Consider the following 12,422-nt stretch of genomic DNA (forward strand, 5'->3'; position numbering starts at 1 on the left):
GTTAATCGTGAGCTGTGTAAAGCATCAGGACAAGCGAATAAAGATGGACCATTAATGTAGTTTTTCTACATGGATGCAACCCGGTTGAGAGTGCTGCGTGAGCTGGCGGACAGAGGAACGGTCGGAAGCACCGCCGACGCCCTCTCCATGACTCCGTCCGCAGTCTCGCAGCAGCTCAAGATCCTCGCCCGCGAGGCCGGTGTGCCGCTCCTGGAACCGGACGGGCGCAAACTCAGGCTCACCGACGCCGGCCGTGCGTTGGTGCTGCGCGCCGACGACGTGGTGGCCGCTCTCGAACGTGCGGACGCGGAGATGGCGTCGTACCGGGTTTCGCCGCGAGGCAAGGTGCGGGTGGCGTTCTTTCCGTCCGGGGCGGCGCTGCTGCTGCCCAGGGTGTTGACGGCACTCGAAGGGTCCGGCGTCGACATCGATGCGTGCGACGTGGATCAGCCGGCGTCTGCGGTGCCGCGGCTTCTGGCCGATCACGACGTGATCCTCACCCATCGCGACGAACGCGCTGCGGAGACGTCGTTTCCGCGGGTGAGCGTGCAGTCTCTGATGCGTGAGCCCATCGACTTGGTGCTGCGGCCGGATCATCCTCTGGCAAAGCAGGATTCGGTTCGGTTGGATCAGTTGGTGGACGAGAACTGGATCAGTGTGCGCGGAGGATTTCCGGTCGACGACGTACTGATGTCAGTCGCGGCTGTTACCGGTGTGCAACCTCGCGTCGGACATCGGATAAACGATTTCCGGGTTATCGAGGAGTTGGTCGCCGCCGGACACGGAGTGGCGTTGATGCCGCGGCACGCGATCACACATCCTGCAGTGTCGAGGAAACCGATCGCCGGTGTGCGTGCTGCCCGGGTCTATGAATTGGCCACGCGATTGCACGCCGATCGAAGTCCCGCGATCGCAGTGGTGCTCGCGGCGTTCCGCGACGTTGCACGGGCCGTCGGAGAATAAACAAAACGGGAGCGGCACGATTAGTGCCGCTCCCGCTTTGGTGGTGCAACCTGCAATTGAACTGAAGATGAATCAGGCTGCCAGAGCCTTGGCCTTCAGGGAGGCGAATTCGTCTTCGGTAATGGTGCCGGCGTCGAGAAGTGCCTTCGCGTCTGCGATTGCCTCGGCGGGAGACTTACCCGCTACCTCACGAATGTAGCTGTCCTGTGCCTGCTTGACCTGGTGCGCTGCCTCCATGGAGCGCTGAGCCATACCGTCGCTCTTGACGATCAGGTAGATGAGCGCCGTGAGCCAGGGAATGACGAAGAGGAAGAATACCCAGATAGCCTTCTTCCAGCCTGAAGTCTTGTGGTCGCGGAACAGGTCCGTAATGATTGAGAACAGCAGAATCAGGTATGCGACGAACGCAAAACTGACGAGTATCACCCAGAGGAAATCCCAGAAGGAATCCATGTCGAGCCCCATTTCGCAGGTCGGAATTGTCTGAGATGAACTATCTCACGCGGTGACCACATCCGCATCATCCTCAAAGGATGAAATAACGGTAATGAATTCTTTAATATCCGATTCAGGACGTACGTCGTTCATCGAAAATCGATGTGAAGTTCAGACAAGTGTGGCTCCTATCCGAATGGATAGGAGCCACACTCGACAGTTGTCCTAGCTAGCGCGGTTAACTGCCGAAACCACTGCTCGCAGCGACGCCGTCGTAATCGAGGTAGCGATACCGACGCCCCAGACGACGGTGCTCTGACCGTCGGGGCCGGTCACGGCGCACTCGACGTATGCGGCAGCCTGGGCGTCGTCACCAGCGGACATGGCGTGCTCGGAGTAATCGAGAACGCGAACGTCGAAGTTGATGCTTCCCAGAGCGTCGACAAAGGCAGCGAGCGGGCCGTTACCGGTACCCGAGATCTCCTGCTCCTTGCCGTTCACCTTTACGATCGCGGTGATCGCATCAGTGCCACCGTCCTCCTCGGACGCGGTGACCTTCTGCTTCATGCGCTCGAGCGGGCGGACGGGAGCCAGGTACTCCTCGTGGAAGACGTCCCACATTTCCTTCGGCGAAACCTCGCCGCCCTCGCCGTCGGTGATCTTCTGGACGGACTGCGAGAACTCGATCTGCAGACGACGCGGCAGCACCAGACCGTGATCGGCCTTCATGATGTACGCGACGCCACCCTTGCCGGACTGCGAGTTCACGCGGATGACGGCCTCGTAGCTGCGGCCGACGTCCTTGGGGTCGATGGGCAGGTACGGAACCTGCCACACGATGTCGTCGACGTCGGCGTTCTGGCCGTCGGCGTCGATCTTCATGGCGTCGAGGCCCTTGTTGATGGCGTCCTGGTGACTGCCGGAGAACGCGGTGTAGACCAGGTCGCCGCCGTACGGATGGCGCTCGTGGACGGGCAGTTGGTTGCAGTACTCGACCGTACGACGGATCTCGTCGATGTTGGAGAAGTCGATCTGCGGGTCGACGCCACGCGTGAACATGTTCAGGGCGAGGGTGACCAGGCAGACGTTGCCGGTGCGCTCGCCGTTGCCGAACAGGCAGCCTTCGATGCGGTCGGCGCCGGCCTGGTAGCCCAGCTCGGCTGCAGCGACGCCGGTGCCGCGGTCGTTGTGGGGGTGCAGCGACAGGATGACCGAGTCGCGGCGAGCCAGGTTGCGGTGCATCCACTCGATGGAGTCGGCGTACACGTTGGGCGTGGCCATCTCGACCGTCGCGGGCAGGTTCAGGATCACCGGGTTTGCCGGCGTGGCACCCAGGGTTTCGGTGACGGCGTCACATACTTCCTTGGCGTACTCCAGCTCGGTGCCTGTGTAGGACTCGGGGGAGTACTCCCAGCGCCAGTTGGTGTCCGGGTACTTCTTCGACTCGGCGAGCACCAGTTCGGCGGCGTCGGTGGCGATCTTCTTGATCGTGGCCTTGTCGGCGCGGAAGACGACACGACGCTGCAGGATCGAGGTGGAGTTGTAGAAGTGCACGATCGCGTTCTCAGCGCCTTCACACGCCTCGAACGTGCGCTTGATCAGCTCGGGACGCGACTGCGTCAGCACCTGGATGGTGACATCGGACGGGATTGCGCCGTCTTCGATGATTTCGCGGACGAAGTCGAAGTCCGTCTGGCTTGCCGACGGGAAGCCGACCTCGATCTCCTTGTAACCCATCCGGACCAGCAGATCGAACATACGACGCTTACGCGCCGGGCTCATCGGGTCGATCAGGGCCTGGTTGCCGTCACGCAGGTCCACGGCGCACCACTGCGGGGCGCGGTCGATGACTTTGTCCGGCCAAGTGCGGTCCGGCAGCGTGACCGTTTCGACTTCTTCGGAGAATGGCCGGTAACGGAACGTGGGCATCGACGAGTTCTTCTGCGTGTTCCACGCAGGCTGGTCGGCCGGTGCCGGCTTGGTGGGAGGCGTGATGATGCGAGTGCCGGTGGTGAATGCGTCAGCGGGGGACATGGGGTGATCTCCAACGATTGTGGACCCGGCCTGATGACCTGTTGGTCAAGACCGAAAGTCCGGAAGGCTTGGTCGACCGGCGCACACAAAACCCCGCGACGGGAGGCCAGTCTGGATCAGACCCCGTCGCGGCAACCAAGAAGGAGTGCGCGCTGCATGCACTGCACTCTACTCCTGGAATGTCGGCGAATGAGGTGGGGTCTCGGCGACATGCCGAAATTGTCGTTGAACGGTGCTGTTGTTTCGTGCTCCGAAATGATCGACTGATCGCATGGATGATCCTCGAATTGCTGTGGCGCGCGCATACCTCGATGCGCTTCTCTCACACGACGGTAATTCAGTACCGCTGGCTCCGGATGCCGTGCGACACGAGGCGGGGATCAAAACCGGGTTTTCGGGAAATCACTTGCGGCGCAGCCTGTCCGGCGGTCCACAGTTTCGTCTGGTGCGTGCGATCCGAGATGTGGAATGGAGCGTCGACGGCGATAATGTCGTAGCCGAGTACCTCCTCGACGCAGGGTTGTTCGGCAAGAATCTGATGACGGTCGACGTGCACGAGACCTTCCGAATACCTCCCGACGACCTCCGTATCCACCGCATCACGGCCAAGATCAAGCCCACTCGCGGCAATCGCCCGTGACCCGAGTGTCGCGATGGATACTCTGCTGTGTCCTGATCGTGACCGGTGCGTTGAGTACCGCGGCCTGGCGCTGACTGTCGTGCGCCGGGATTATTTACACAATGCAAGACATCGTGTCCCCTGACGCGGCCGTTGCAGTGTTCGACACCGTCGCGAGTTCACTGGTCAGCAGCATCCGCATCCTCCTCGCCTGCGGAGTTGCCGTCGCCGTTGTCGGTTACGTTGCCGGTGGTTCACGTTCCGCGACGTCAATGCGAAACGGGATCTCGCAACTGATCCGGCGTGAATCCGAACCCGAGGTAAGGGCCGAGGTCAGTACGCGTCGGGAAGTCCCAGGACCACGTCGGTAAGCTCGACCTCTGGTATCTGTAAACAATTTCGACCTGGAGGTAGAAACGCGTGGCTCTCGTCGTCCAGAAGTACGGCGGATCCTCGGTGGCAACCGCCGAGCGCATCCGACGAGTCGCTGAACGGATCGTCGAGACCAAGAAGGCCGGCAATGATGTCGTCGTCGTGGTGTCTGCGATGGGCGATACCACCGATGAGCTGCTCGACCTGGCTCAGCAGGTGTGCCCTTCCCCGCCGGCCCGTGAAATGGACATGCTGCTGACCTCGGGTGAGCGCATCTCCAACTCCTTGGTTGCGATGGCAATTCATTCTCTCGGCGCTGAGGCTCGTTCGTTCTCGGGCTCACAAGCCGGAGTCATCACGACCGGCAGCCACGGAAACGCCAAGATCATCGACGTCACGCCCGGCCGTGTTCGCACGGCGCTCGACGAAGGCTCGATCGTTCTGGTCGCCGGATTCCAAGGCGTCAGCCAGGACAGTAAAGACATCACGACGCTCGGACGCGGTGGATCGGACACCACCGCCGTTGCGTTGGCAGCTGCGCTCAACGCCGACGTGTGCGAGATCTACACCGACGTCGACGGCGTTTTCTCCGCCGACCCGCGCATCGTCCCCGACGCTCACCGTCTCGAGACGGTTTCCTTCGAGGAAATGCTCGAACTCGCAGCGTGTGGTGCCAAGGTGCTCATGCTCCGGTGCGTCGAGTACGCCCGTCGTTACAACGTGCCCGTGCACGTCCGTTCGTCATACACCACCAAGCCCGGAACAATCGTGTCCGGATCGATGGAGGACATTCCTGTGGAAGAGGCCCTGATCACCGGAGTCGCGCACGATCGCGGCGAAGCCAAGATCACCGTTGTCGGATTGCCGGACACACCGGGACATGCTGCCAAGGTGTTCCGCGCTGTCTCCGATGCCGAGATCAACATCGACATGGTGCTGCAGAACATCTCCAAGGTGGAGACCAACAAGACGGACATCACCTTCACGCTGCCGACCGCCGACGGCCCCCGCGCCGTCGAGATCCTGACCAAGCGTCAGGAAGACATCGGCTTCACACAGATCTTGTTCGACGACCACATCGGCAAGGTTTCCCTGGTCGGTGCCGGAATGCGGAGCCACCCGGGCGTCACGGCCACGTTCTGTGAGGCACTGGCCAAGGCCGACATCAACATCGACCTCATCTCGACCTCCGAGATCCGCATCTCCGTGCTGGTCAAGGACACCGAACTCGACGACGCCGTGCGCGTTATCCACGCCGCTTTCGGTCTCGGCGGCGACGAAGAAGCTGTAGTACACGCAGGAACAGGACGGTAATTTCTCATGACAACAATCGCTGTTGTCGGTGCGACCGGTCAGGTCGGCATCGTCATGCGCACTCTGCTCGAAGAACGTAACTTCCCCGCGGACAAGGTGCGGTTCTTTGCATCGGCACGCTCCGCCGGTAAGAAGCTGACGTTCCGCGGCGAAGAGATCGTTGTCGAGGATGCCGCAGCAACGTCCGACGAGGATCTGAAGGGCATCGACATCGCCCTCTTCTCCGCCGGTGCGACGCTGTCCCGTGCGCAGGCTCCGCGCTTTGCCGCGGCCGGTGCGACGGTTGTCGACAACTCTTCCGCATGGCGCAAGGATCCCGAGGTTCCCCTCGTGGTCAGCGAAGTCAACCCGCAGGACGCGAAGAACCTGGTCAAGGGCATCATCGCGAACCCCAACTGCACCACAATGGCAGCGATGCCGGTGCTGAAGGTTCTGCACGACGAAGCCGGTCTGCAGCGATTGATCGTCTCCAGCTACCAGGCTGTGTCCGGTAGCGGCATCGCCGGCGTCGAGGAACTCCTCGGCCAGGTGCGCGCCGTTGTCGGTGACGCCGAGAAGCTGGTTCACGACGGCAGCGCTGTCGAGTTCCCGGCCCCGAACAACTACGTCGCCCCCATCGCGTTCAACGTCCTGCCGCTGGCAGGTTCGCTGGTCGATGACGGCAGCGGCGAGACCGACGAGGATCAGAAGCTCCGCAACGAGAGCCGCAAGATCCTCGGGCTTCCCGATCTGTTGGTTTCGGGCACCTGCGTGCGCGTACCCGTCGTGACCGGGCACTCGCTCGCGATCAACGCGGAATTCGCCAACCCGCTCTCGGTTGCTCGCGCCAAGGAACTGCTGGCCGACGCTCCGGGCGTCGAGCTGGTCGAGGTTCCGACGCCGCTCGCCGCCGCCGGTGGCAACGCGTCGCTGGTCGGTCGCATCCGTCAGGACGAGGGTGTCCCCGAAGGCCGCGGACTCGCGCTCTTCGTCTCGGGCGACAACCTGCGTAAGGGTGCCGCGCTCAACACGATTCAGATTGCCGAGCTGCTGGTCGGCTAGATCTTTCGTTCGGTATCGGCCCCGCACCTAGGTGTGGGGCCGATGTCGTTTCGATAGGGAGTTCTAGTCGAGTTCGGAAATAGCGACGAGTCCGCCGAGGTACTCGGCATCCGAATACGCCTTGGCGAGAAGCACACCGAGTTCACCAAGAGCTTCGTGGTCGCCGCCGTACGCAACAAACATGCCCGCTTCGGATCGGTGCCGAAGCGGCCCTCAAGATGCTGTGCATCCCGACCCACCACGGCATGGGCCACCGACGCCCAGTCGTAGCCGGAACCTTCGAAGCCCTCTACCTGCTCGAATACCGCTGCCACCTTGCCGAAGTGCTGGTCGGTGAGCATCAGTGACCAGTTTCCGGGAGATGTTTCGAAGAGCTGCAGCGGTTCGATCGATGGTGATGTCATGCGTGTATTGAAGCAGATCCGACCGACAGGTTTCAGTGGTCTGCTAACGCCCGACCGACTGGGCGAGAGCAACCGCAAAAGCGGAAAGTCGTTCTCGGGTATAGGCTTCGGGGTCGCTGACGGCCAGTCGTCCGAGCATTTCGGCAAACGACATCATGGTGTGTGCGAGGAGAACCGGATCAAGGCCTTCGAGCTTCGGTTCGAGGGCAATCCCGGCGCGCGCCAGTTCTTCGGCGCGGGCGAAGACAGCTCCGCGAGAGAGCTTCAGCAAGCCGTGATACTCGCTGGGGGCGTTCTCGACAGACGTCAGAATCAGGCGCCAGCGCGTCGGGTTCTCGAGTACGGCGTCGACGAAGGCGCCAACGGTCCCGGTGTATGACGCCGCTGGGCCGAGCTCGCTCAGATCTGTCGGCATGGTTTCGAGCACCTGAGTGATGGCTCGCTCGTGCTCGCGGCGTAGGAGTGCGGCGACGAGATCGGTCCTGGTGTCGAAAATCGTGTAGAGGACAGGCTTGCCGACGCCGGCTTCGGCAGCGACGGATTCCATGCTGAGGTTGTGCAGGCCAACGCGGCCGGTGATCTCGAATGCTGCGTCGAGGAGCTGTTCGCGTCGTTGCTCCGGCGCCATGCGAGGGGCGTATTTGCGTCGCGGTGTGTCCGTTGTGTCTGCCTGTGACCTGGTCATCGTGTGCCTCACCTCCGCTCCCACCCTAATCTGCCTGCCACTTCTTCGTGAATAATACGCAACCGTTGTATTCGGCGTCCGCAATTGTTACGGTGGCGTTGTATTCAATGGTGGTTGGTGGGGCGGCAGAGATGAAGGGGACCTCGAATGTCTGGACTGGCTATGGATCGACCGCGTGAGGATTACGGCTTCTTCGGCCCAGGATCACCCAGTTGGAAGATCTGGGCCGCGCCGACAGCATTGATCGGCTTCCAGCGGTCGGTGGTGCTCGAGCACTTCGACCCCTTCCTTGCCGCGGCGGTGGCAGATATGAGTGGTATCTACAGTGATCCAGCGGGGCGACTCGACCGAACACTGGCATACTTCCTGACCGTCGCGACCGCCGATGGGCGGACGGTGATGGCCTTGTCCGACCATCTCATGACGGTTCATGCTCAGGCCACGGGCATCGAACCGATCACCGGAACTCGTTACAGTGCAAACAATCCGGCCTCGCAACTCTGGATCCATGTGACCGGTTGGCATTCGGTGCTCAAGTGCTACGAAATGTACGGTCCGGGTACACTTTCTGCCGTCGAAGAGCAGCGGTACTGGGAGGAATGTGTAGTTGCCGCGCAGTTGCAGACATGCAAGGCATCCGACGTTCCACGCTCCCGCGAAGAGGTACGTGAGTACTTTGCAGAAGTCAGGCCCAGATTGTGTACCTCCGAACGTGCCAACCGAGCGATGCACTATCTGCTGAGAACGCCCAGGGCGCAGGGGAAAACGAAGTTCGCGACTTTCAGTCGATTGGTCGCGCCGGCAACAATCGCAACATTGCCTGGCTGGATGCGAACCATGGGTGGATTTGATCAACCGGCGTTGCTGGACAAGGCAATTGCACCGGCAGTGCGAACTGCGGTGCGTGTGGGTAGTTCGCCGAAGAATATGACCGCTGCTCTGAAAGTCATTGCGCCGATGACCGGCAAGGTGCTGGAGCGTCATCTGCGTGACGAGCAACCTCTCGACCCGAGGGTGGTCACGCCGGCGGAAATTCGGGAGCGATTCCCGCGCATCACCAAAGTTCCGCAGGCAGTCTGACTGAACCCACGGCTTTTGGCACCGCATCGAGGTCTCCTTCGATGCGGTGCTCGGCCGTGTTCTGTTGTGCCTGAGACGTTTTCTCAGGTTCGATAGGTGTTGTTTGCCGGTCTGGGGTGTTGCTGCGGGTCGATCGCCGGCGGCGGAATGAACCAGGGTTTGTTGTCGGCGCCCATCCGAATCTCCCATTTGCCAACAAATCCGGTTTTGCGGTGCATGAGCCGATGATGTGAACGACACAGCAGGACAAGGTTGTTCATCACCGTCGGCCCGCCGTTCGACCAGTGACGGATATGGTGGGCGTCGGTCCATGCCGGCACGCACTCACACCCTGGGAAGGCGCAGCCTTTGTCCCGGGCGATCAATGCGACCCGTTGTTCGGCTGTGACCAATCGTTTTCCGGGTCTCGCATCGAGTGGCGCTCCGTGGTCGTCGAGTAGGACTGTCGACAGGAAGCAGTCGCAGCCGAGCAGTCTGGTCTGCGAGACCGACAGTGGTCCCATCCACGGCATGTGGCCCACGTCGAGATCGGAGAGGTCCGGATCGAGTGAAGCTTCTTCCTCTGCAACGGCTTCCTGCGCCGCGCAGTCGCGATGTTCGGCGAGATCTCGGGCATTGATGTGCACGTTCAGATGCGGCCGCTGGCCGCCGTCGATACCGGTTTTTGCGCAATCGAGATAGCGGCGGATCAGTTCGGTGAATCCGTCGGCTGTTCGCTTGGCTGCCGACCGGGCATCGGGGGTTCCATCCGCAGCGGGGGTGGGCATGGTCAGATTCGACAGGGCCGAGAGAATCATTTCGCCGGTGACGGCGTCGAAATCGCCTCGAACGACAACCCGACCGTTCAACGTCGACGCGATCCGGAGCTCGTTCCGGTCGATATCTTCGGCCGGTGGAATGTTGTCGGACTCGAACATTCGCTCCAACGTGGCGATGACGTACCGCAGCTTGGTTGTTGTCGCGTCGACTCCTGATGCTGCAGCCAGGAGAACGTCGATGCACTGGGGAAGTGCCTCGGCCGGCATTCCTTTTGGTGGGGACTCGCAGAACGAAATAATCAGTGCCGCATGATCGAACGAGCAATCTCCGGCGTCGAAGCGTTGTGCGACTGCGGGAAACGCCCGCAGTGCGACGCCAAGGGCGGCGATCTTGTTTCCGGCAGGGATCTGCAGCATCGTATTTGCTGCCAGCCATCGGCCGACGCCGCGGTAGCAGAGCACCTGGTCGTCCGGGCGCAGCGAGAGTTCGTCGACCACGGCCACGCGGATCGCTTCGAGTCGCAAAATCTCCGCGCTCGCCTCGATTGCGGCCGAACGAAGGTCAGCTACCGGCGCTTGCCACAGCCTGGACCGTAATCCCACGGCAGAACCGGAAACCACATCTGACGTATCGATTCTCATTGAATTCCCCCGATTCGGATCCCCCGATCCGCATAACTCCATCCTAATCGAACACAGTTTCGAGTTCAAGGGTTTTCTCGAACTCTCGACTCGGTCTCGTCGATCAGGATTTCGAGTCCTCGGCGGAAGGCAGTCGGTGTTTGACCTCGAAGCCGCAGGGGTAATCCGGTCCGGATGCCGTCAGCGATAGGGGCCTGTAGTGGATGAACCTGTGGTGGGCAAGCCGCACAAGATCCGTCGACGCGCGGTGCTGCAGGGCTTGGGATTGATGGCAGGACTTGGCGCGCTGTCGGTGGGGTCCGCTTCAGCTCGGGAATCTGCGCACGCAGCTTTGCCTGACATCGACCCGCTGCGGCCGCTCCAATTGCCTTCGCCACGGTTGGAACCCTTTCGTGAGGCGCTGGTATTTCCGCCGAAATTGGCCGGTAGCGACCTGGAGCTTCGTGCCGCGTCGTCGATGCACCGGTTCCATCCTGACCTGGCGCCTTCGCCTTCGCTGGGGTACGGCGGGATGGACTACCTCGGGCCGACGATCGAGGCTCATGTCGAGCAGTCGTTAACGCTGCGGTACGCCAACGACATCACCACGCATCCTCTTGCCGCTGATGTGGATTCGCGTCTGCACGGTCTCAGCGACAACGATCGGACACAGGTTCCCACGTCGCTGCACCTGCATGGCGGTGTCACCGCGCCGCAGTACGACGGGAATCCCGAGTTGATTCAGCGTCCGGGCGAAGGATTGGTGCACGAGTTCGGCAATGCCCCCGGTAACGGGAATCCCAGCGGTAGCGGTAATCACTGGTATCACGACCACGCCATGGGGATGACTCGGCTGAACGTCTACGCGGGCTTGGCCGGTATGTATCTGCTTCGCGACAACTACGACACCGGTACGGCCGGCAATCCGCTCGGCTTACCGTCGGGGGAGTTCGAACTGCCACTGATATTGCAGGACAAGGTATTCACCTCCGACGGACGGCAAAGCGTCAGGTCGACGTGGACAACACCACAGGGTGCCTGGGATCCAGCGACGCCCGGAGACGTTGGCGTGGTGAACGGCGTTGTGTGGCCCAGAATCGAAGTGGCGCGGGGGTTGTACCGCCTGCGTGTCCTCAATGCCGCGTCGTACTCGGTGTGGAATCTGTACTTCGGAAATCGTATGCGATTCTGGGTGATCGGCTCCGAATCCGGATTGCTCGCAGCGTCAGCGCCGACGGATCATGTGCGTCTGAGCCCGGGCGAGCGGGTTGATCTCCTGGTCGACTTCGGCTTGCTCGAACCGGGTACCAGTGTGGAACTGCGCAACGATGAACCGGTGCCTTTGGCTGTGGCGCAACGCGGTACGCAGGTGATGCCCCTGTTCGCGCGGTTCGACGTGAGTAGCGCGAAGGGTTTCACCGGGTCGGTGCCGCAGCAATTGAGTTCCGCTGCCCCACCACCCCCGGCCGTGCCCGACGTAGTCCGCAATCTGACGATCATGCAACTGTCCCGGCCGTCGAGCTATCCGTCGATCACCATGTCGCTCAACAACTTGCGGTATACCGACTCGGATATCGAATTGCCGCGTCAGGGAACCGTCGAGCAGTGGAATCTGATCAACGTCACAACAGAGCCGCATCCGATTCACCTACACCTGGTGACTTTCCGGGTCTTGGGTAGGCAGAGCATCAACACACCTGCGTACACGGCTGCGTACCCGTTGCCGGATCTCGGGACGCGCTGGACGCCGTCGGCGGACGATTTCGTGACCTCGCCGATGCGGGCGCCGGAAGTGTGGGAGACGGGCGCCAAGGATACCGTCATCGTGGATGCCAACTCCATCACGCGCATCATCGTGCGCTTCCCGACGGCCGACGAACTGGGCTTCGATCCCGACGCCACGTTCCCCCGAGCTGTGGTGGTAGATCCTGCGATGGAGGAACCTGCGATGGAACACAGTGGACACGGTGGTGGATCAGGCGATCTGCAAGGGTACGTCTGGCACTGCCACATGCTCGATCACGAGGATCACGACATGATGTTGAGGTATCGGCTGGTGACGTAACCTTTCGTAGGGAGAGACGTTCCCACGAGGA

11 protein-coding genes and 1 pseudogene are annotated in these 12,422 nt (G+C 61.6%); 7 read left to right on the forward strand and 5 right to left on the reverse strand.

The window, feature by feature from the left end:
• Positions 1-69 precede the first annotated feature (69 nt).
• Positions 70-963: a LysR family transcriptional regulator gene (locus KYT97_RS21735; RefSeq protein WP_219110662.1), complete on the forward strand. Its 894-nt coding sequence runs from the start codon at positions 70-72 to the stop codon at positions 961-963.
• A 72-nt stretch (positions 964-1,035) separates the two neighbouring features.
• Here the strand turns inward: KYT97_RS21735 and KYT97_RS21740 are convergent, their stop codons facing one another.
• Both KYT97_RS21740 and leuA read right to left on the reverse strand, forming a co-directional pair.
• The gene (locus KYT97_RS21740) at positions 1,036-1,416 is read right to left on the reverse strand and encodes an SHOCT domain-containing protein (protein WP_033235891.1); all 381 of its coding nucleotides are present in this window, start codon (positions 1,414-1,416) and stop codon (positions 1,036-1,038) included.
• A 207-nt stretch (positions 1,417-1,623) separates the two neighbouring features.
• Positions 1,624-3,432, reverse strand: coding sequence for a 2-isopropylmalate synthase (gene leuA / locus KYT97_RS21745; protein WP_033235892.1), 1,809 nt, complete (start codon positions 3,430-3,432; stop codon positions 1,624-1,626).
• A gap of 271 nt (positions 3,433-3,703) precedes the next feature.
• On the opposite strand from leuA, the gene KYT97_RS21750 reads away from it, so the two are divergent.
• The 4 genes from KYT97_RS21750 (at position 3,704) to KYT97_RS21765 (ending at position 6,778) form a co-directional block, all read left to right on the forward strand.
• Entirely contained in the window at positions 3,704-4,072 is a 369-nt protein-coding gene (locus KYT97_RS21750) for a DUF8021 domain-containing protein (protein ID WP_092805810.1), read from the forward strand.
• A 101-nt stretch (positions 4,073-4,173) separates the two neighbouring features.
• Complete coding sequence (locus KYT97_RS21755) at positions 4,174-4,422, forward strand: hypothetical protein (RefSeq protein ID WP_092805812.1); 249 nt, start codon at positions 4,174-4,176, stop codon at positions 4,420-4,422.
• Positions 4,423-4,471: 49 nt separating this feature from the next.
• Complete coding sequence (locus KYT97_RS21760; protein ID WP_019746567.1) at positions 4,472-5,737, forward strand: aspartate kinase; 1,266 nt, start codon at positions 4,472-4,474, stop codon at positions 5,735-5,737.
• 6 nt (positions 5,738-5,743) lie between these two features.
• Entirely contained in the window at positions 5,744-6,778 is a 1,035-nt protein-coding gene (locus KYT97_RS21765; protein ID WP_045066523.1) for an aspartate-semialdehyde dehydrogenase, read from the forward strand.
• 63 nt (positions 6,779-6,841) lie between these two features.
• Here KYT97_RS21765 and KYT97_RS31295 read toward each other — a convergent pair.
• Positions 6,842-7,182: pseudogene (locus KYT97_RS31295) on the reverse strand (Imm51 family immunity protein).
• A gap of 43 nt (positions 7,183-7,225) precedes the next feature.
• A complete protein-coding gene (locus KYT97_RS21775) occupies positions 7,226-7,867 on the reverse strand; it encodes a TetR/AcrR family transcriptional regulator (RefSeq protein WP_033235896.1) in 642 nt (213 codons plus the stop codon).
• Between the two features lie 147 nt (positions 7,868-8,014).
• Here KYT97_RS21775 and KYT97_RS21780 point away from each other — a divergent pair, with 147 nt between their 5' ends.
• A complete protein-coding gene (locus tag KYT97_RS21780; RefSeq protein ID WP_084702613.1) occupies positions 8,015-8,947 on the forward strand; it encodes an oxygenase MpaB family protein in 933 nt (310 codons plus the stop codon).
• Positions 8,948-9,030: 83 nt separating this feature from the next.
• On the opposite strand, the gene KYT97_RS21785 is transcribed toward KYT97_RS21780, so the two are convergent.
• On the reverse strand, positions 9,031-10,347 hold the full coding sequence (locus tag KYT97_RS21785) for an HNH endonuclease signature motif containing protein (protein ID WP_033235898.1): 1,317 nt from the start codon (positions 10,345-10,347) through the stop codon (positions 9,031-9,033).
• Between the two features lie 268 nt (positions 10,348-10,615).
• Between KYT97_RS21785 and KYT97_RS21790 the strand changes: the two genes are divergently transcribed.
• Positions 10,616-12,391: a multicopper oxidase family protein gene (locus tag KYT97_RS21790; protein ID WP_219113077.1), complete on the forward strand. Its 1,776-nt coding sequence runs from the start codon at positions 10,616-10,618 to the stop codon at positions 12,389-12,391.
• Positions 12,392-12,422: the final 31 nt, after the last annotated feature.

The organism is Rhodococcus globerulus (assembly GCF_019334125.1).
Taxonomy (GTDB): Bacteria; Actinomycetota; Actinomycetes; order Mycobacteriales; family Mycobacteriaceae; genus Rhodococcus_F; species Rhodococcus_F globerula.

What these genes read in the sequence shown, in the direction of transcription:
- KYT97_RS21735 (WP_219110662.1), top strand. Translation starts at nt 70, where the DNA reads ATGGATGCAACCCGGTTGAGAGTGCTGCGTGAGCTGGCGGACAGAGGA.
- KYT97_RS21750 (WP_092805810.1), top strand. Translation starts at nt 3,704, where the DNA reads ATGGATGATCCTCGAATTGCTGTGGCGCGCGCATACCTCGATGCGCTT.
- KYT97_RS21765 (WP_045066523.1), top strand. Translation starts at nt 5,744, where the DNA reads ATGACAACAATCGCTGTTGTCGGTGCGACCGGTCAGGTCGGCATCGTC.
- KYT97_RS21740 (WP_033235891.1), bottom strand. Translation starts at nt 1,416, where the DNA reads ATGGATTCCTTCTGGGATTTCCTCTGGGTGATACTCGTCAGTTTTGCG.
- KYT97_RS21790 (WP_219113077.1), top strand. Translation starts at nt 10,616, where the DNA reads ATGGCAGGACTTGGCGCGCTGTCGGTGGGGTCCGCTTCAGCTCGGGAA.
- KYT97_RS21785 (WP_033235898.1), bottom strand. Translation starts at nt 10,347, where the DNA reads ATGAGAATCGATACGTCAGATGTGGTTTCCGGTTCTGCCGTGGGATTA.
- leuA (WP_033235892.1), bottom strand. Translation starts at nt 3,432, where the DNA reads ATGTCCCCCGCTGACGCATTCACCACCGGCACTCGCATCATCACGCCT.
- KYT97_RS21780 (WP_084702613.1), top strand. Translation starts at nt 8,015, where the DNA reads ATGTCTGGACTGGCTATGGATCGACCGCGTGAGGATTACGGCTTCTTC.
- KYT97_RS21775 (WP_033235896.1), bottom strand. Translation starts at nt 7,867, where the DNA reads ATGACCAGGTCACAGGCAGACACAACGGACACACCGCGACGCAAATAC.
- KYT97_RS21755 (WP_092805812.1), top strand. Translation starts at nt 4,174, where the DNA reads ATGCAAGACATCGTGTCCCCTGACGCGGCCGTTGCAGTGTTCGACACC.